Source organism: Planktothrix sp. PCC 11201, from assembly GCF_900009135.1.
Taxonomy (GTDB): Bacteria; Cyanobacteriota; Cyanobacteriia; order Cyanobacteriales; family Microcoleaceae; genus Planktothrix.
In genome coordinates this window covers 407,936-427,974 of sequence record NZ_LT797688.1, presented here as the reverse complement: position 1 = coordinate 427,974, position 20,039 = coordinate 407,936, and the positions used below count along the sequence as shown (strand labels likewise).

Genomic DNA, 20,039 nt, shown 5'->3' with positions numbered 1-20,039 from the left:
GTCAATTCAGCGTGAGGGCGGTGGAAATTGTCCAAATATCTACTAGGCCTAATAATAAACTACAGCCCAATAAAATAAAATACATCCAGGGTTGAGCCAACGGACGGACATCGGTTGTATCAATTCCTGTTTTTTCTTGGACTATTCCCACAAACTTGGCAAACCCAGCCATTCGCATTGGGAGTAAATAACCTTCCCCCGTCTGACTGACAAAATAATAAACCAGTCCTCCTTGTCCGGTGGTTCTGGGTTTCAAGGCTTTGATCTGATTCCAGGGTAATGACCAACCCCGACGAAATATCGGAGTAATCAAAGAAGAATAGCTTACTTTAATTCCCTCATGATCCACGATTACCCTTTCTGTTAAAAGTGCTAATAAGGCGATCACTCCGATCCCAATCCCTAGCCAAAGTAACATCGGAGAGATGGGGGAATTGACAGCTTTTGACAAAAAAGGTAAGGGGATCATCAATACCGTATATAAACTTAACAGCGTGATTCTAATAATTGGAGATAGGCGAAATACAATTGGACTAGATAACGCTACGGATTCTACTGTTTCAATATTCATTTTAAACAGCTTTTAAATTGATTAATCTCCAGAAATTCCACCGCGATATTTTAACTCGCAGTGGAATCTCTCCGGTGAGTTTTGAGATGCTTTTATTATCGTTTTTTGGTAAATTAATCAACAGAAGTTAAAGCCGGAGTTGTTAAAGGTTCCTGTTTAACTGTACGCTTACTGGCAAAATTTCTGGGTTGAGTATTTAGAGTCAAAGGTTTATCCTCATAGCTGATAGACTGTTGATCAATCTGGAGCCGATCACAAGGAATATTATCAGCAATAATTGCACTGGCCATACTTCCGGTATGGATTTCCAAAGTTGCTTGCGGAATCGCTTCAAAAACTAAGCGTTGTCCTGGAAATACCACCCGCTCAAAGTACCAATTAGGAACATTGGTGATCCGAGCGATCTGAATATGGCTGGTAGCATTAACATAGCAGCACAAAATTCGACCAGAACTATTTGACGGTAGGGGATCAAGAATTTGAGCCATATCGGGATTTGGGGGCTTTGAGGTAAACGTTTTATTGATTACTTGCTACGTTAACATTTGTTGATCCCAGTTGGTTGTAACCCCGACTACCAATCCGTTATTATACTCATCCAGTTTATCGAAAAATAGGGAATAGGGAATGGGCAATGGGCAATAGGAAGATATAGAATTTTTAATCAACTAGCTACCAAACGAATTTCTCAGAGTTGCGACCCTAAAGGGCAGAAAATTCGTTATAGTGTTAAGGAATATTAAACAAAGTCGATATAACTTCACCCATTTCAGTCCAACTCCCGCCCGACACACAACAGTATCATGGAAGATAAAATCCTTTACGTCCGCCTTCCCTGTAACCCGATTTTCCCGATTGGGGTGGTTTACCTGTCCGACCACGTTCACAAGCTATTTCCCACCGTCCAACAGCGCATTTTTGACTTAGGTGCTGTCCCTCCCTTGGACTATGCCGCCGCCTTGGATGCTTGTGTAGATGAGTTTCAACCCACATTATTAGTCTTTTCTTGGCGAGATATTCAAATTTATGCCCCCGTGGGGGGACGGGGTGGAAATCCGCTACAAAATGCCTTTGAATTTTATTATGCTAAAAACCCTTTAATTAAATTACGAGGGGCTTTAGGAGGATTACGTTTAGCAACATCCTACTATACGGAACTTTGGCAGAATTTAGGATTAATTAAACGGGGATTATCCCGTTCTCAACGTTATAATTCCCAGGCGCGGGTTGTGGTTGGGGGCGGGGCGGTGAGTGTTTTTTATGAACAGTTAGGAAAGAGTTTACCTAAAGGAAGTATTGTTTCGGTTGGGGAAGGAGAAAGTTTATTAGAAAGGCTATTAAGAGGACAGGATTTAGCCGATGAACGCTGTTATATTGTTGGAGAAACGACACCCCGCGATCGCTTAATTCATGAACAACCCATGAATTTTGAAAAAACCGCCTGTGATTACAATTATATTGAAACCATTTGGCCGGAATTTCAATATTATTTTCAAGATCAAGACTTTTATATTGGAGTCCAGACAAAACGGGGTTGTCCCCATAATTGTTGTTATTGTATCTATACGGTTATTGAGGGCAAACAAGTTAGAATTAATCCCGCCGATGAAGTGGTGGCGGAAATGCAGCAACTGTATCAACGGGGAATTAGAAACTTTTGGTTTACCGATGCCCAATTTATTCCCGCCCGTAAGTTTATTAATGATGCGGTGGAATTATTGCAAAAAATCCTTGATTCTGGGATGACGGATATTCACTGGGCGGCCTATATTCGGGCGGATAATTTAACCCCAGAATTATGTGATTTAATGGCTAAAACCGGGATGAATTATTTTGAAATTGGGATTACCAGTGGTTCGCAAGAATTAGTCAGAAAAATGCGAATGGGGTATAATTTGCGGGTAGTTTTAGAAAATTGTCGGGATTTAAAAGCTGCTGGGTTTAACGATTTGGTTTCGGTGAATTATTCCTTTAATGTGATTGATGAAACCTTTGAAACCATCCGTCAAACCATTGCTTACCATCGGGAATTAGAGGCTATTTTTGGGGCGGATAAAGTCGAACCTGCGATTTTCTTTATCGGGTTGCAACCCCATACCCATTTAGAAGAATATGCCTTTGATAAAAAGATGTTAAAACCCGGGTATGATCCCATGAGTTTAATGCCTTGGACAGCCAGAAAATTGCTCTGGAATCCCGAACCTTTAGGATCATTTTTTGGCGAAATCTGTTTAGAAGCCTGGAAGCGCAACCCCAATGATTTCGGACGGACGGTGATGGATATTTTAGAAGAAAAGTTAGGACGAGCACCTTTAGAAGAAGCCTTAAATGCGCCATTGGGTCAGGGAAAAGAGTTAGCAAGTATTCGTTAATTTTAGGTTGAATTGGGGGTGCGGTTATGGTAGCGATCGCACTTTCCGCTATAATTAAATCCCCCAATTGTAGGGGCGGGTTCGAGACAATCTCTGTTAATTAGCAGAAATCTTGCTAAACCCGCCCCGAATGCGATCGCAATACCCAAAGAAACCGGGTTTCTAATTAAGTTAATTGCCATAAATCAAGATATCTTGAGAAACCCGGTTTCTGTTAGTGGGCGAGGACGCTGACCATACCTCCCCTGCGATGCTAAAATCATTGTGCTAGAATCCATCATTAAATCAATCAAAATCGAAAGTAATCCTTAGCCACAACACAGTTGAGGCTTTTAGATAGACAACCTCTATACAGAATCAAAATTTAATTTAGAGTAAACTGTCTCTATCCAAATCTTGATCCCTATCCTGATCTTGCTAGTTCAAGAGGAGGAAGATGGATTTAGACTCACCCTTGAGTCAGTACCCTTGAGTCAGTTTTGAGTCAACTTTTTAATTTTTCCGAAGTTATAAGTCTCACGCTAAAATTAGCATAACTGATAAGCAACAGGTGATGGGAATTAGCTATGTTTGAACGCTTCACAGAAAAAGCCATTAAAGTCATCATGTTAGCCCAGGAGGAAGCACGTCGCCTGGGGCATAACTTCGTGGGAACTGAACAGATCCTCCTGGGTCTGATCGGGGAAGGGACGGGTGTTGCAGCCAAAGTCCTGAAATCAATGGGAGTCAATCTCAAAGATGCCCGGATCGAGGTGGAAAAAATTATTGGTCGGGGTTCGGGGTTTGTCGCCGTCGAGATTCCTTTTACCCCTCGGGCCAAAAGAGTTCTGGAATTGTCCCTGGAAGAAGCACGCCAACTGGGACATAACTATATTGGCACGGAACACCTACTTCTCGGTCTGATCAGGGAAGGGGAAGGGGTGGCCGCTCGAGTTTTGGAAAACTTGGGGGTTGACCTCTCGAAGGTTCGGACTCAAGTGATTCGGATGTTGGGCGAAACGGCGGAAGTGGCTGCTGGAGGTAGTAACAGCCGCACCAAAACCCCAACCTTAGATGAGTTTGGATCAAATCTGACCCAAATGGCCGCCGAAGGCAAACTTGATCCGGTGGTTGGTCGTCAAAAAGAAATCGAACGGGTGATCCAAATTCTGGGTCGTCGTACCAAAAATAACCCGGTGTTAATTGGGGAACCCGGGGTGGGTAAAACCGCGATCGCGGAAGGGTTAGCCCAACGCATTGCTACGAACGATATTCCCGATATTTTAGAAGATAAACGGGTGGTCACCTTAGATATTGGGTTGCTAGTCGCCGGAACCAAATATCGCGGGGAATTTGAAGAACGGCTGAAAAAAATCATGGATGAGATCCGGTCTGCGGGTAACGTCATCCTGGTCATTGATGAAGTCCACACCCTGATCGGGGCCGGGGCAGCCGAAGGGGCGATCGATGCGGCCAATATCCTCAAACCCGCCTTAGCTCGGGGCGAGTTGCAGTGTATCGGGGCAACCACCTTAGATGAATACCGCAAACACATTGAACGGGATGCGGCCCTAGAACGTCGGTTCCAACCTGTGATGGTGGGTGAACCCTCGGTTTCTGAAACCATTGAAATTCTGTTTGGGTTGCGCGAGCGCTATGAGCAACACCATAAACTGAAAATTTCCGATGAGGCTCTCGAAGCAGCGGCTAAACTCTCGGATCGATATATTAGCGATCGCTATTTACCCGATAAAGCGATTGACTTAATGGATGAAGCGGGTTCCCGGGTACGTTTAATCAATTCCCAACTGCCTCCGGCGGCCAAGGAATTAGATAAGGAACTGCGCCAAGTCCTGAAGGAAAAAGACGAGGCGGTGCGTTCCCAAGACTTTGACCGGGCGGGAGAATTGCGCGATCGGGAAATGGAAATTAAGGGTCAAATTCGTACCATTAGTCAAACCAAGAAAGCCGAAACTACCCGCGGCGAAGACGATAGCCCCGTTGTCACCGAAGAAGACATCGCCCAAATTGTCGCCAGTTGGACAGGGGTTCCGGTGAATAAACTCACCGAGTCTGAGTCGGAGAAACTACTAAATATGGAAGGAACCCTGCACCAACGCTTAATTGGTCAGGATGAAGCCGTTAAAGCCGTATCCCGTGCTATTCGTCGTGCCCGGGTGGGTCTGAAGAACCCCAACCGACCGATCGCTAGTTTTATCTTCTCTGGGCCGACTGGGGTGGGTAAAACCGAATTAACTAAAGCCTTAGCGTCCTATTTCTTCGGGTCTGAAGAAGCGATGATCCGCTTGGATATGTCCGAATACATGGAACGTCACACGGTTTCTAAGTTAATTGGGTCGCCTCCAGGCTATGTGGGCTACAACGAAGGCGGACAACTCACCGAAGCGGTGCGTCGGCGTCCCTATACGGTGGTGCTATTCGATGAAATTGAAAAAGCCCACCCCGACGTCTTCAATATGTTGCTGCAAATCTTAGAAGATGGTCGTTTGACCGATGCCAAAGGTCGGACGGTGGACTTCAAGAATACCTTGATCATCATGACCTCTAATATTGGCTCGAAGGTGATCGAAAAAGGTGGCGGTGGTTTGGGCTTCGAGTTCTCGGAAAACGAAAACGATGCCCAATACAACCGTATCCGCAACTTGGTGAATGAAGAACTCAAACAATATTTCCGTCCTGAATTCCTCAACCGTTTGGATGAAATTATTGTCTTCCGTCAGTTGAATAAGGAAGAAGTCAAGGAAATTGCCGTGATCATGTTAAAAGAAGTCTTCGGACGCTTGATCGAAAAAGGTATTACCTTGGAAGTGACGGACAAGTTCAAAGAGCGGTTAGTGGAAGAAGGCTACAACCCCAGCTACGGAGCGCGTCCTCTACGTCGAGCCATTATGCGGTTACTCGAAGATAGTTTAGCGGAAGAAATTCTGTCTGGACGGATCAAAGAGGGGGATACGGCCATGGTTGATGTGGATGAAAATGCTCAAGTGGTGGTGTTCCAAAGTACCACCAGTCGGGAATTGTTACCCCAAGGCGCTGAGTCTTAATTGACTCGAATTATATCTTTTCTTAAACCCCTCGCCTAACCATCGAGGGGCTTTTTTATTCTTATTTTTCGCGTTCCTAGTGGGACTTAAACCCACATTCCGCAGATGGCGGCTAAATTTTCCACTAATTCTAAAAAATTGAAAACCCTTACAGTTATTCGTTGAACTTCCGAGGCTTTGCTATCAAATTATATAGCTAATTTACCGCTATTTAACTAAACATAAATAATTGCTATTTTTCACAGAAATAGAATCCTATTTTTTTAACACATTTGTATTAGACTATCACTAAATTTATCTAAAAATTTAATCACCGTTTCACTATCAATTGTTTGGAGGTAAATTTCCGAAAATAATTCATTTCTACAATTCATTAATCCCAGCACATTTATTCTTTTACTTTGAGAACTTTTGAGAATTATTGTTGAATTTTTCTCTTGCCAACCATAAGGAATGTAAGGCGTTAACGAAAATCCACTTTCATCTAAATATCTTAAATCAATTTCGCCTTTTTTATCTTGTTCTTTCAGCTTCAATAATTCTGGCGTTTTCACCTCTAACTCCCATTCATCAGGGGTTTTGCTTAATCCCCTTTTCATTCTTTTCCATCTCATATTCAACTTTTTTATCATTCTTTTTATGGTTTCTTTACTCACCTTAATTTCCCAGTTTTTATGAATTTTTATAACCACTTTATTGAGATTTTTAGGTTCGGCTTTTACCCACTCTTTTACTTCTGCTATTTGTGATGGGCTTAATTTTGCTTTTCTCCCCCTTCCTTTTTCATTATATAGACCGACAAATCCACTTTTTTCCCATCGAGTCACCCAATTATATAGAGTTCTTCGGCTAATTCTAAATATTGTTATTAGTTGCTCGGGAGAAAACTNGAAGATTATTTAGCACATTCTTCCATCCGTGTTCATGATCCCATTGTTGATGCTCAGAAAAATCAACAGAATTACTTTCTTGTAAGTACCTAAACAAAATTAATTGCATATTCTTGACCTAAATTTTCCAGCACTTTTTTCAGATATTTAATTAAGCTTGACCAACTGGCATAAGCATCAACTTCAATCCATTCATATTTAATAAATTTCCATAAGATTTCAATTAAATTTAGCTTAGGTGAGTAGGTGGGTAGCCAAAATATTTTTAAATTCTTTTGCTCCCATTCGGATAATTTGGAGAGAAAGCGATCGCTGGTATGAATTGAAGATTGATCGAGAACAACCACAGTAGGTTTAGNAAAACTCCTGATAAATCAGGATTATACATTGGGCTCTATTTCTTACTTGAGGAAATTGGCTTGAGCAACTTATTCTGTTTAAAAATACTAAGAAAAGTTTTCGGCGAATATAATTCGCTACTACACAAGCGAAGTTCACCTGCGTGGACTAATGAAAAATTAAGGCTTCTGAACCCACGAAGGTGGGTTTGGTCTGTGTAGACGCGATTTCTAATCGCTAAAATAGAAATATAGCAATCCCAATGTTACTGAGCGAAGTCGAAGTATTCCCCATTCGTAATTCTCAATTCTCAATTCGTAATTACCTGTTCCCCCATTCCCTTTCCAGAAAGATTTTTCCATAGCTCAGGATACCTGTTAAACTTTTCACCAGAAAGTTCTATAGTGCTACGCGCTAGGGAACAGGGAACAGGGAACAGTAGGTTATGAACAGGTTACAAGGTTTAGGTTTAGTATTGTCCTAACCTTAATTGGTAGCGCTATAGCGTTATGCAGAGGCATTATGTTAGAACCGTTAAATCTAATCATCAATCACTCGCTATGGTCGGCGGTTAGGGTTATTTTTACTATTTAGACTGAACTGCAAGCAAAATTTCTAAGGGAGAAGATAGTATTTTTATGGTTTATGCAGAATATTTAGGTCAACCTTCTATTTTTGAATTAGCCCGTACTGGAGATTTAAGGGCAATTAGCGATTTAATTAACACCTATCTCAGACCCGAGGGGATCTCGGCCAGGGTCGCGCCCCCCGACCGTAAAGGCTGTTTACCCGTCCTCGTCGAGTTCCAGCAAGAACCCATGGCCGAGGGCATTGTTAAGTTTATCTGTCACCTGCTGTGGAAACTCAACGCCCCTAACCTAGAAGGGGTAAAAATTGCCGCCAGGTATCAAGGAGATGGGGAGATTCTCTGGAAACAATCGGTGCGACTGGTGACTCCGGCCAATCGAGTTTATCGAGGACAAGGACACCGACGGTGGTTAAATCTGGATGGGATTAAATTTAAAACCCTGCGGCTGATGTTTCTCATGGGTTCGGCCGTTTCTGCCTTTGTCTTGGGCTGTTGGGTGAGTTATTACGAAGTCAGAGCCGAGGTATTCCCCCTACCGAAAAATCCGGCTCAAGAAAATATAGCCCTGGTCGCACCGCCACCCAAACGGTCTGATACCGTCCAAGCCGCCCTAGAAGTGGTTCCGGTGGTGCAACAGGAACAAGTCAAAAATCCCCAAGATCCGACGGTGACTTTAGTATTTGGGGGAGACGTCACCCTGTCCGACCACTTTGAAGATGTGATTGGGACGAACTACTCCCTACCCTTTGCCCAACTCCCGGAATATCAGGATGCCGATCTGGCGATGGTGAACTTAGAAAATCCCCTCACCCGTTCTACCCTACGCCGTCCCAACAAACAGTTTAATTTTAAAGCCGATCCAGAAGCTGTCAAGGTATTAACAGAAGGGGGAATTGATATTGTCAATCTTGCCAATAATCATACGATGGACTATGGGGAACCTGGGCTAATGGAAACCATCGCAACTTTAGACCAAGCGGGGATTAAGACCGTGGGAGCAGGTCGAGATATGAAAGAAGCCCGTCGGCCCTCGATTATTGAAGTTAAAGGTCAACGGATTGCCTATTTAGGCTATTATGATGCCGACTTTCATGCAGCCACCGAAACTTTAGCGGGAACCAATCCCCGTTATGATCAGCAGGTAGCCGCCGATATTAAAGCCATCCGAGATCAAGTGGATTGGGTGGTGGTTAACTACCATTGGGGTGTAGAACTGGCGGAATATCCGGGGGACTGGCAAATTGACTTAGCCCGATTTACGATCGATCAAGGAGCCGATGTGGTGATTGGTCATCATCCCCATACCTTACAGGGTGCGGAAATTTATAAAGGTCGGCCGATTGTTTACTCCTTGGGGAATTTTATTTTTGGGGGGAATAGTCGTGCGGATTATGAAACGGCCGTGCTCAGAGTTGCCCTAAACGCTAACCATCAAATGAAGGTCGAGTTTTTACCTGTGGAAGTCACCCAATATCAAGCTAAGGTGATTTCAACCCCAAAGGGCGAGGATATTATTAAGCGGGTGGGGCGACTCTCCCAAATTTTTGATCAGCCCATGCAGTCCTCCGTCGTGTTAGACACCCCGCAACGACAGATTAAACGGGTGGATGCCGCCTTAACCCCAACGGCAGAACCGACTTTGCCCCTAGTGACGGAACCTAAACCAGAAAGTCCATCGACAGCGACGGAGATGCTCCCATCGGAACCGCCGAAAACCTTGTTCTCCGAACCCATGCAGTCTCCAGTTATTAAGCAGTCAGGATCTATATCACAGACCGAATCCCCCTTACCTCCTAAATTGGAAACTAAAACGGCAACCCAGGATGATCTCAAACCCTATATTGATCAACCTTTTATTAAAGATCCGTTTATCTCCCTGCCTTCTTTTCCCCAAGCACCCGTCCCTAGCACCCAAAGTTACCGGGGTTCTGATTTCCCAATCTCGTTTCAAATTGCCATTCCTAAGCAGCAATCTGTAACAACGGAATCAGAAGTTTCTGTCTCGAAAATGGAAAGGGGATCTCACGCTGAAATTGATCTTCCTTTGAAAAATCGAGAGTTTGATCAAGCCATAGGCTAAGATCCTAACGGTTACCCCTGGTGAATTTGTTTGCCTGTCCAAAGTTTATTTATTCCTAACTATTACTGTGTTTGCGATCGCACTAAAGCCCCATCAACAATATAAAACCTACGTCCTGTCTGACCCGACTACCCAGTCGAGCCTAGAAGTTGTGCCCGAAAGGGGCGGAATTATTACCCGTTGGCAAGTCGAGGGTAAGGACTTACTGTATTTGGACAGTGAACGGTTTGCTAACCCTGAGTTAACGGTGCGGGGCGGAATCCCGATTTTATTCCCCATTTGTGGGAATTTACCCGATGATACCTACACCTATCAGGGTCAACGCTATACCCTCAAACAACATGGTTTTGCTCGAAATTTGCCCTGGACAGTAGCACAACAGGCGACAAATCAGGGGGCATCGATTACCCTGGTCTTGCAAAGTAATCCCCAAACCCGTTCAGTTTATCCCTTTGATTTTGAAGTGGAGTTTACCTATACCCTCAAGGGTAACTCTCTACAGATTTTCCAACGTTATACGAACCTCTGCGGGACAATGGATAGTCTACCCGCCCAGACCATGCCCTTCTCCACGGGGTTACATCCTTATTTTTTAGCCGGGGATAAGGAGCAGTTGGCGTTTGAGATTCCGGCGATGCAGTACCGAGATCAACGTAGCCAGAAAACCCATGTGTTTACGGGACGGTTTGATCCCTTGGAGGAGGAAATCGATGGACTGTTTAATCCATTAACCGGGTTAGCCACCACCACCATTGACCACAGTCGTCGGTCTAAAATTATCCTTGGCTATAGTTCTGCCTATTCCAGTGTGGTGTATTGGACACTCAAGGGCAAAGATTACTATTGTTTGGAACCTTGGACAGCCCCTCGCAATGCGATGAATACGGGAAAATTATTGACCTATCTCAAGCCCGGAGCCAGTTGTGAGATGCTCGTCCACCTGAGCGCAACATTTTTTTAAGAAACCCCTTGTCAACCCTAAAGTGTTGTGTTACTATTAGAAACTGTGCGTGAGAAAAAGAAAAACGCGCGGGTCGCTAACTCAATGGTAGAGTACTCGGCTTTTAACCGATTTGTTCCGGGTTCGAGCCCCGGGCGACCCATTTTAAGGCATGATCAAAGGTGAGTTACTCATCATTGAATTATGTGTTTGTAGGGAGATTTAATAATGTTTAAGTTTTGTCGGAAACAATTAGTGATTCTGATCTCAAGTTTGTTTCTACTTATTCATTCAGGATTTATAGAAACAGCCACAGCTTTAGCAAATCCGATAACGCCAATAAATGCTAACTCACCTGCTGTAATTTTAGCTAGTGACCCAACTCTACTCAGTAATATGGGTCAAGTCTTCGAGGATACGAAAAAAGGATCTTTCAATCTGATAAAAGGATCACAAGGTTTTATCGGAGAACAACTTCAACACGGATCAGAACTTTCCCAAAAAGTCAATGAGCTTACAAGAAAGCAGCTTGAAATTGGAAGCCATTTAAGTGCTGAAGCAAAATCTTTATTAAATCAGATCAATCTATCACAGATAATTACCGATGTTAGTGGTGCAATCGAGGGAGATGTTGCTCTTAGCAAACAAGCTATGCAAGACCTAAGTAATTTTGTGGGTAGCAGTCAGTTTGTCGAAACTACTAAGAATGTTTTAGAACAGCAAAACATTGCTAAAGACCAGGTTTTAGAAGAAACGGCTCAACTACTTTATGCCAAGGCTGAATTAGGAAAACAGATTCTTGCCAACACCCAAACTACATTAGGAAATACTTTGATTTCATCGAATCAAATCTTGAAAGATGCAAGTAAAGTTAGTGGGGATCAATTAAAGTACGGTCAACAGCTTGTTCAAGACTTTGGAAACAACCTTCAAGCCATTGACTACGCAGATATTTCCAACAAAACTAACTCATTTTTAGCTAACATTAATATTCCGGTCAATCAACTGGTTTTGGACTCTATATCTTTTGCGGGTGAACAAGTGCTTGGAAAGAACAAACAACTCCGAAAAGATATGAAAGTTTTTCTACAATCAACACCAGAAACAATGTGTCAAGCTTATCTGGATAAAGTTCAAGGAGGTGATAGTTCCAGTTGGATGGCTATTAAAAAAGGTGCAGTTGCAACCTTGGTATTAGTTCAATCTGTAACAAGTGCTTCTGCTGCTGGTGCAGGAACCTTATCAGGTTATGCAGGGATAGCTTCTGCTGTTTCCCAGTTGGGATTAGGTGGCTTAACTCAGATAGTTGCAGGTTGGTTGGGTAGTAATGTAACTGGAGCCGCTGCTACAGCAGTTGTTACTTCAGCCGTAGGTGGCCCGGCTGTCATGGGATTGATATTAGTTGGAGGGACAGGTGCAGCTGTTTATGGTGGCTATCAAATTGGTAAAATAGTTACAGGAAACTTACAAGAATGGGCTATAGCTAACTGTAAGTAATGTAAGTAAATTGATTGTGAGCATCAAAATCTGGGGCTTGACATATTAGCCTTTGAGAGTTCAAAGGCTCCTCCTCTTTTCTATAGAGGGCATTTAAACGCTGATGACGAGCGATCGCAGAATTCCCAAAAGCCAACAGTGATACTTGACAAAAGTAACATTATGTCATATAGGAAAGTGCAAAACCGATACGAGCCAACAAGATCAATTGTTGTAAGCTTTTCTGGGCTTAACTTAGAGTGATTTTGAAGTTCCTTACCTGTAGCCATGAGATTGAAGCCCTGAAGGGCTTACTACAATTTTGAAGCCCTGCCCCTAAAAAAACAACAAATTTCTGATCAGATCCACCGCAAATGACCAAATTGTCTTAATATTATTTTAATTAGGACGATCTCGGAACCAATTTACAAAACAACGACTTAGGAGGCAATTTTATGGCGCTCGTACCCATGCGGCTTTTGCTGGATCATGCGGCTGAAAATGATTATGGACTTCCTGCATACAATGTGAATAACATGGAGCAGATCCAAGCCATTATGCAGGCTGCTGAAGAAACCAATAGCCCTGTGATTTTGCAAGCTTCTCGCGGTGCTCGTCAATATGCTGGTGAAAGCTTCCTGCGCCACCTGATTTTAGCGGCGGTGGAAACCTATCCCCACATCCCCATTGCCATGCACCAAGATCACGGCAACTCTCCCGCCACCTGCTATTCTGCCATGCGTCATGGCTTTACTAGCGTGATGATGGATGGTTCCCTCGAAGCCGATGGTAAAACCCCTGCCAGCTTTGAATATAACGTGGCTGTCACCTTAGAAGTGGTGAAAGTGGCTCATTCCATTGGGGTTAGTGTTGAAGGAGAACTGGGTTGTTTGGGTTCTCTGGAAACCATGCAAGGTGACAAAGAAGATGGTCACGGTGCAGAAGGGAAATTGACGATGGAACAGTTGTTAACTGACCCCGACCAAGCCGTTGAGTTCGTGGAAAGAACCCAAGTAGACGCTTTAGCGATCGCCATTGGTACCAGTCACGGGGCTTACAAATTCACCCGGAAACCGACTGGTGAGATTCTGGCCATTAGCCGCATTGAAGAAATTCACCGTCGCTTACCGAATACTCACTTAGTCATGCACGGTTCTTCCTCCGTTCCTGAAGATTTGTTGGAAATCATCAACAAATACGGTGGTCAGATCCCTGAAACCTACGGGGTTCCTGTGGAAGAAATCCAAAAAGGAATTAAGAGCGGTGTTCGGAAAGTAAATATTGATACTGACAACCGTTTAGCCATTACCGCAGCCTTCCGGGAAGCAGCCTTTAAAGATCCTTCTAACTTTGATCCCCGTCACTTCCTGAAACCTTCTATCAAATATATGAAGAAAGTTTGTGCGGATCGTTATAATCAATTCGGTTCTGCGGGTAATGCAGATAAGATCAAAGTTCAAACTTTAGATGAGTTTGCAGCTAAGTACGCTAAAGGTGAATTGAGTGCTACTACTAAAAAGGCTGTTGCGGTTTAATTAATAGACCCTGATTTTAGTTTTAAAGCGTCTAAGTTGATGAATTGAAAGCCTGGTTTCTTAAAAAAGAAGCCAGGTTTTTCCTTGTAGTAAGCCCTTCAGGGCTTAATTCTGATTTGATACTCAGTTATTAAGATTTCCGTCCTAGCAAAAAGGGGGGATTTCAAAATCAACTTTGCAAGATAGCATAGAAAGGGAAGTTTTAACATCGTTAAAATTAAACCTTTGGAGCGACTGACGGGTGTAATATATGGGGCAAAAGCTCAGACAATCAATGGAGCTAAAGTGGAGAGTGCCAATTGCTATAATAGCTTTGATAGCATTGGGAGTTATGGCTTATCTTGCTCACAGTTTTTCGGTATTGACTGCATTTATACCGATTGTTTCCGTGTTAGTGGCTTTTTTCAGTTCTCTAATGGCGTTAATTTATTATCAAAATCTCCAACATTTAAAACAGAAAAATGCTTCCTTAGAGGCGCTATTGCAAAACACGAAAGAAAGGTTTCTACTAGAAAAAGATGATCTGGAAAAACAACTGAAAACAACGGTTGAAAAATATGACAGGGTGGAATCTAAAAATAAAGTTTTGGAGGAGATGAATCATCGAAAAGATGATTTTCTTAGGCAAACATCCCATGAGTTAAGAACACCGATGAATGGGATTATTGGTTCCTTACAACTCCTATTGGATGATTTATGTGATGATCGAGATGAAGAACTGGAGCTTTTAAAACAAGCTCATGATTCTTCCCTCCATCTATTAACGTTAATTAATCAGGTTTTAGACTTAGCTCGAATTGAAGAAGGTCGAATTTCTTTTGATATTAAAACTATTGATTTACAAGCCTGTTTAACGGCTGCTATTTACCTACAATTTTCTAATATTCGTCAAAAAGGATTACGACTCTATAAACAGGACTATTCTCACCGAATTAAAGTCAAAGCTGACCCGACAAAACTTAAACAAATTTTCATTAATATTATTGGGAATGCGATTAAATTTACAGACCGGGGGAGTATTTCAATTAGCACAGAAATTCGTCACGGTAATCATCCTCAAACACAAGAGAGTGAAGAAATGGCTGTGATTACGATTAAAGATACGGGAATTGGGATTTCACCTCAAATCCAAGAAAAACTATTTCAACCCTTTGTTGTGGAAGATGAATCCCGAATTAATGCCCTAGGAAGTACCGGATTGGGATTAGCGATTTCCAAAAATTTAGTCGAAATGATGGGAGGTAGAATTCAATTAGTCAGTCCAGGGAAGAATCAAGGAACTCTGGTTGAAATCTTTTTACCCTTAAGTGATGGAGAAACCTACAATTCAGATTTAACCTAATAAACTAACCTCAAGGAGTCTGGAAAAAGAGAAAAGAAGATGTTAATAATTGTTGGGGTTGAATATTTTCTAAAAAGCCAATAATTTGACCTGTGGCTTGAACTTCAATTAAAGTTCCACCACCGAGGGTACGTTCAATACTGGGAAATACTCCTCGCACGGCTTCTGGGGGAATGGAGGTCAAACGCAACTGAGCAAAAGAAGGAACTCCATTAACAATAATTACATCTTCTCCGGGGGTAAAATCCGTGATTATATCTGCATTAGTGGGAATAAAACTGGATGAAGATCCTGTATTTTCGGGAGGAAAAGCGCGAATCGAAAAGTTGTCAACCCCAAATCCTCCGGTTAACTGATTTATCCCTTTATCTCCGGCCAGATAATCATTTCCCGCCGAACCCAAAAGGGTATCATTTCCCTGTCCTCCATAAACAGAATCATTCCCATCTCCTCCATTAATATAATCTGCACCTAAATTTCCTTGGATAATATCATTGCCATTTAAACCAATTAAAGAATCGTTTCCTTTTCCCCCAAATAAACTATCATCTCCAGCCCCCCCCGATAGGGTATCGGGTTCTTCTAAACCATAAATGGCAAAGTTAAAGGGGGCGAGAAAGGGAGAGACCTCAATATAATCTGGGCCAGTTGTTCCAATATATTGACCCTTTCTATTGACATCTTTTTGGGTAATCGTAATAATATTAACCCCCACCAAAGAAGTTGTAGTTCCTGTGGACATTGGCACAGGTTGTGGAACAGATAGAGATGAAAAATCTGGTTGCATTGTCATAAATCGACTCTCCCGAAAACATTAAGGCAAAGGAAATCACTGGGTTTAAATAGTATAAATTATTTTACTATAAAATCAGTAAAATAGGATTGCTATAGGCAATTCCGCTTGAGAAATTTTTGGGATAAACTCATGAATCATGTATGATTTCTTTTTGTTCTTGTTAGTTAGGTTCAGGGAAAAATTCAACAAAAAATGCAGAGGGTTTCAAAAGCAATAATATCTTACGGGGAATGATCCTACCCTGAATTCGGAGCAATCTCGACGAGAAAATGAAAATTTTTGATGATTGACCCTGAAATTCTGCCCATAACAGTTAAGATTTAAGGAATAGTCGGGACTCGCGTTTGCAAATGAATCCAGAATCCACGCTCAATCAGCTTAAAGCCTCCCTTCCTGATGGTCAACTGCCCTCTAGTTATGGTGTCTACTTCAAAAATACCCTAGTTGCCTTGTGTCATGCCCTCGAAGATCACATTTTGCAAAATAGTGATGCGACAACGGATCAACAACCTCTAGTATTAGTCACATTTCAGGAGGGAAAATGGTATCTTCAAGAGGCTGAACGGTATTTTGATCTGGTTCAATCTTGTCGCCATGTTGTGATTAGTGCCGTTGGGGATGGTGGATTTTTGACCCATCGCACCGGACAATTAGAGAATGTTTCTTTAATTAATTTAGACCGTTCTGATAGTTTGGTGATGGAGTGGAATTTAATTATTTTGGCTCCCGGTTATACGACAATGCTATTGTGCCATGAATTGATGGCAAATGAATATGCCCATCATAGTAAACCTACGATTGATAGCGAACGAAAATTTTATGGATTATGGACATTTGATCAAAAGTTGGTTCGTAAATCTGCTGAAATTTTAATTGAGCGGTTTCGACCCTATAATCCTGAATTAGCGGATAGTTTATTGGCACAACATCAGCAAATTGTAGCGACACCTTATCATCAAGTTCCTGATTTAACCAGCGTGGTTTCTCGGATTGTGAGTTATCTACAATCTTCTCAACAGGAATTAATTACGGTTAACCGTCAAACCCGAGAATTATGGGAATTAGAAGGGCAAGCAAAACGAGTCAGCCGTAATATTAGTGCCAATAAATTACAGGCATTTTTAAGAATGGCACAACGGGTGGATGAACGGGATCGCGATAACCCCTGTGCTTCCTTACAAGTCGCGGCTTTATCGGAAACCATTGGTCAAATTTTAGATCTGCCAACGGTGACCTTGAGACGGTTACGGTTAGCGGGATTATTATATAGAATTGGGTTAGCATCGGCACCAGATGAGGTGTTTAATCAAACACCGGAAGAAATGGATGATGCCACGAGAAAGTTTTGGTCAGAACGGACATTAATTGGGGCTAGATTATTAGAATCTATGCCAGAATTATCGGAAGTTCGGGAGGTTGTGTATCACTATTTAGAACATTGGGACGGCACGGGCAAACCCAATGGTTTAAAAGGAGAAGAAATTGATATTAAATCCCGAATTTTAGCGGTGGTGGCTTATTTTCAAGCCTTTATTCAACCCCGAGGTAAACGTCCGGCTTTAAGTTTAACAGAGGCGTTAGAAAAATGTCAGGAGTTGAGTGGCACGAGATTTGATCCAACTTTAGTTGAATCATTAAAAACCGTTGTAAAATTAACTGAAATCGGCTTAATGCAGTTACCTGAAAAGCCTAGTCAATTGCCGAACGTGTGGTTAGAGGAGGAGTTAAATCCTCAATCTAAACTGCAAAAATAATCTGAACTTTAAGTTGTTTCAATTATCCCTAATTATGACCATGACTCGCACTCTATCGGTTGATTTTAATGCCCTCAAACAAGGAGCTATTAAAGATTTGACTAATATGAATTTATCCGGTATTGATCTATCCGGGGCTAATTTGGCACAGGTGAATTTATCGGGTTCTAATTTGTCGGGAGCTAATTTATCCGGGGCTAATTTACAAGGAGCGCAACTCCGAGCTAATTTAAGAGGGGCTGATTTATCGGGAGCAAATTTGCAAGGGGCTGACTTGAGAAATGCTGATTTAAGGGGGGCAATTCTATTCGATGCGGAGGTAAAAGAAGCGAGTTTTGCTGGAGCTTTTTTAACTGGAGCCACCTGTGGAAATTTGGATTTAAGTGGGATTGATTTAAGGGGTGCTGATTTACGCGGCGTGAATTTATCCCAAGGAATTTTATATCAAGCGGATTTAAGAAATACTAATTTATCCGGTGCTGATTTATCTCAAGCTGATTTAGAAGAAGCTAATTTATCCGGTGCGGTGTTGCGGGGAACGAATTTAGAACGGGCTAATTTACTATGCGCTATTCTGGAACAAACCTTATTTTTAGGTGTGGTTTTAGAAGGTGCTTGTCTCGAAGGAACAGAGTTAGGGAATTGTTAACGGTTGTACAGTGTGAAAGAAGATGGGTGCAGGGTTGTTTTAAAAATCAGCTTGTAATTAGCTAGGATAGAGTTAATTAATCAGTGAAAGTGAGGTAATCATGATGATATTTCAAGACCTGATTGAGTCGATTGAGGCATTATCATTTGAGGAACAGGATTATTTGTGGGAGTTGATTCGTAAGCGACGAATTGAACAACGACGAGGAGAAATATTGGCGAATGCTGAGGCGGTTAAATTGGCGTTTCGGGAAGGGAAAGCCAAGCAAGGAACAGTTGATGATCTGATGGCTGATTTATTAGAGGATGAGGATGAAACTGGTCTGGAGTAATGGGTTTAAGCGAGGAGTTAAAAAGCTGATCAAAAAGAATCCGCAGTTACAGCAAAAAATTATTGATGTTTTAGAAATTTTGGCTGATGACCCGTTTACTTTTTCTTTAAAGTCTCATAAGTTAACCGGAAATTTGGATGGGTTATGGGCTTGTTGGGTGACTTATAATTGCCGGATTGTTTTTGAATTTTCCGAGGACAAGGAATTAGTAGAGAGAGTAATTTTTTTAATTGATATTGGAAGCCATGATGAGGTTTATTAAGCTGTTCTCCGTTCTTCTCCCACCGCACCCCCACCCCCTCTTATTCTCTTGATAAGCATTACTGATTGTTACAAAACTTTATAAAAAGTTATAATAGGCAAGTCAGCTAACGAGCAATAGGAATGGTACAGGCTTTGTTTGGAAGCACTTCTTTTCAGAATCAAAGTGGCGATCGCCTTGTCAGCAAGGCGGTTGGGGCTGCGATCGCAGCTTTATTCAAGCGTTCTGAAAAAATTGAAGCCAACGTTCGGGCGGAACCTGTAGCCAAGCTTTTGCAGGGAAGCGTCGATGGTTTCGATTTTATTGGCAACGGGATGCTGATGTACAATGGCCTCCGCATTGCCGTCATGGAACTCTATGTGCAGGCGGTGTCCATTGATTTCAGCGCGATTTTCACAGGCCAAGTCAAGTTACGACAACCGACTCAAGCCAGTTTGCGGGTGGTATTAACGGAGGAAGACTTGACTGACTCTTTTAACACCCCCTTTGTGGTAGAAAAACTCCAGCGCCTGCAATATCAGGGAGAATCCTTAACCTTTACAAAAACCCTGATGACGGTTACTCCTGAGAAAAACCTTAGAATTCAATCGGGAATTCTACTAGGAAATTCACAAGCACCCGTCCAAGTTGATTTCACAACTCAGGTGGAGGTGGAAGACCGTCAGAAAATCCGATTTGTTGATGTTCAATATCAGGGAAATCAGGAGGAAATTAACCTGAGTCAAGCTTTAGTAAACCATGTAAATGATTTATTAGATCTGGACAAATTTGCTTTAGATGGAACCCAATTAAAGGTAGATAGACTGCGAATTCAAAACAATTCCCTGATTTTTTATGGGTCAGCCCAAATCAATCAATTTCCCAAAGGAAAGAAAAGCTAAAACGTTGTTAATTTACCGTTAAATTTGATTGCTGGAGGAGAATTGTTCAAGACCATTACTTTTAGTTTAAAGTCGGGAAAAGCAAGTGTTCTTCCCGACTTTCATCTTGAAAGTAAAGCAATAAGCACCGAGGATATTGACAACCTCTCTGTATCTTCGTGTCTTTGTGGTTAAATTAATCTTAACCC

The 20,039-nt window shown here is 42.2% G+C and carries 17 protein-coding genes, 1 tRNA gene and 1 pseudogene; 13 read left to right on the top strand and 6 right to left on the bottom strand.

The window, feature by feature from the left end:
- Position 1 precedes the first annotated feature (1 nt).
- Together PL11201_RS02755 and PL11201_RS02750 are read right to left on the bottom strand one after the other, a co-directional pair.
- Entirely contained in the window at positions 2-571 is a 570-nt protein-coding gene (locus PL11201_RS02755; RefSeq protein ID WP_079677109.1) for a hypothetical protein, read from the bottom strand.
- 113 nt (positions 572-684) lie between these two features.
- Positions 685-1,059, bottom strand: coding sequence for a DUF1830 domain-containing protein (locus tag PL11201_RS02750; RefSeq protein WP_079677108.1), 375 nt, complete (start codon positions 1,057-1,059; stop codon positions 685-687).
- A 315-nt stretch (positions 1,060-1,374) separates the two neighbouring features.
- On the opposite strand from PL11201_RS02750, the gene PL11201_RS02745 reads away from it, so the two are divergent.
- Positions 1,375-2,943 carry a photosystem II high light acclimation radical SAM protein gene (locus PL11201_RS02745; protein ID WP_079677107.1) on the top strand — a complete coding sequence of 523 codons (1,569 nt, stop codon included), beginning with the start codon at positions 1,375-1,377 and terminating at the stop codon, positions 2,941-2,943.
- Between the two features lie 2 nt (positions 2,944-2,945).
- On the opposite strand, the gene PL11201_RS02740 is transcribed toward PL11201_RS02745, so the two are convergent.
- On the bottom strand, positions 2,946-3,125 hold the full coding sequence (locus tag PL11201_RS02740) for a hypothetical protein (protein WP_079677106.1): 180 nt from the start codon (positions 3,123-3,125) through the stop codon (positions 2,946-2,948).
- Positions 3,126-3,509: 384 nt separating this feature from the next.
- Here PL11201_RS02740 and PL11201_RS02735 point away from each other — a divergent pair, with 384 nt between their 5' ends.
- Positions 3,510-5,987, top strand: coding sequence for an ATP-dependent Clp protease ATP-binding subunit (locus tag PL11201_RS02735; RefSeq protein WP_079677105.1), 2,478 nt, complete (start codon positions 3,510-3,512; stop codon positions 5,985-5,987).
- A gap of 263 nt (positions 5,988-6,250) precedes the next feature.
- Here PL11201_RS02735 and PL11201_RS02730 read toward each other — a convergent pair whose 3' ends face one another.
- Both PL11201_RS02730 and PL11201_RS02725 read right to left on the bottom strand, forming a co-directional pair.
- The gene (locus PL11201_RS02730; protein ID WP_255377493.1) at positions 6,251-6,883 is read right to left on the bottom strand and encodes an IS630 family transposase; all 633 of its coding nucleotides are present in this window, start codon (positions 6,881-6,883) and stop codon (positions 6,251-6,253) included.
- A gap of 83 nt (positions 6,884-6,966) precedes the next feature.
- Positions 6,967-7,251: pseudogene (locus PL11201_RS02725) on the bottom strand (transposase); the annotation flags it as partial.
- A 603-nt stretch (positions 7,252-7,854) separates the two neighbouring features.
- Between PL11201_RS02725 and PL11201_RS02720 the strand changes: the two are divergent.
- The 6 genes from PL11201_RS02720 (at position 7,855) to PL11201_RS02695 (ending at position 15,178) form a co-directional block, all read left to right on the top strand.
- On the top strand, positions 7,855-9,885 hold the full coding sequence (locus PL11201_RS02720) for a CapA family protein (protein ID WP_079677102.1): 2,031 nt from the start codon (positions 7,855-7,857) through the stop codon (positions 9,883-9,885).
- 67 nt (positions 9,886-9,952) lie between these two features.
- Positions 9,953-10,846: an aldose epimerase family protein gene (locus tag PL11201_RS02715; protein WP_079677101.1), complete on the top strand. Its 894-nt coding sequence runs from the start codon at positions 9,953-9,955 to the stop codon at positions 10,844-10,846.
- A 70-nt stretch (positions 10,847-10,916) separates the two neighbouring features.
- Positions 10,917-10,988, top strand: a tRNA-Lys gene (locus PL11201_RS02710).
- 65 nt (positions 10,989-11,053) lie between these two features.
- Positions 11,054-12,322, top strand: a complete 1,269-nt coding sequence (locus PL11201_RS02705) for a hypothetical protein (RefSeq protein WP_079677100.1) — start codon at positions 11,054-11,056, stop codon at positions 12,320-12,322.
- Between the two features lie 434 nt (positions 12,323-12,756).
- Complete coding sequence (fba, locus tag PL11201_RS02700; protein ID WP_079677099.1) at positions 12,757-13,836, top strand: class II fructose-bisphosphate aldolase; 1,080 nt, start codon at positions 12,757-12,759, stop codon at positions 13,834-13,836.
- 331 nt (positions 13,837-14,167) lie between these two features.
- On the top strand, positions 14,168-15,178 hold the full coding sequence (locus PL11201_RS02695) for a sensor histidine kinase (RefSeq protein WP_144017651.1): 1,011 nt from the start codon (positions 14,168-14,170) through the stop codon (positions 15,176-15,178).
- A 10-nt stretch (positions 15,179-15,188) separates the two neighbouring features.
- Here the strand turns inward: PL11201_RS02695 and PL11201_RS02690 are convergent, their stop codons facing one another.
- Positions 15,189-15,971, bottom strand: coding sequence for a calcium-binding protein (locus tag PL11201_RS02690; RefSeq protein WP_079677098.1), 783 nt, complete (start codon positions 15,969-15,971; stop codon positions 15,189-15,191).
- Positions 15,972-16,324: 353 nt separating this feature from the next.
- Between PL11201_RS02690 and PL11201_RS02685 the strand changes: the two genes are divergently transcribed.
- The 5 genes from PL11201_RS02685 (at position 16,325) to PL11201_RS02665 (ending at position 19,851) form a co-directional block, all read left to right on the top strand.
- A complete protein-coding gene (locus PL11201_RS02685; protein ID WP_079677097.1) occupies positions 16,325-17,728 on the top strand; it encodes an HD domain-containing phosphohydrolase in 1,404 nt (467 codons plus the stop codon).
- A gap of 34 nt (positions 17,729-17,762) precedes the next feature.
- Positions 17,763-18,377 carry a pentapeptide repeat-containing protein gene (locus PL11201_RS02680; protein WP_079677096.1) on the top strand — a complete coding sequence of 205 codons (615 nt, stop codon included), beginning with the start codon at positions 17,763-17,765 and terminating at the stop codon, positions 18,375-18,377.
- A gap of 100 nt (positions 18,378-18,477) precedes the next feature.
- Positions 18,478-18,708, top strand: coding sequence for a hypothetical protein (locus PL11201_RS02675; protein WP_079677095.1), 231 nt, complete (start codon positions 18,478-18,480; stop codon positions 18,706-18,708).
- On the top strand, positions 18,689-18,970 hold the full coding sequence (locus PL11201_RS02670) for a type II toxin-antitoxin system RelE/ParE family toxin (RefSeq protein WP_079677094.1): 282 nt from the start codon (positions 18,689-18,691) through the stop codon (positions 18,968-18,970). The genes PL11201_RS02675 and PL11201_RS02670 overlap by 20 nt, the downstream gene beginning before the upstream one ends.
- Positions 18,971-19,092: 122 nt before the next feature.
- On the top strand, positions 19,093-19,851 hold the full coding sequence (locus PL11201_RS02665; RefSeq protein ID WP_079677093.1) for an LmeA family phospholipid-binding protein: 759 nt from the start codon (positions 19,093-19,095) through the stop codon (positions 19,849-19,851).
- Positions 19,852-20,039 lie beyond the last annotated feature (188 nt).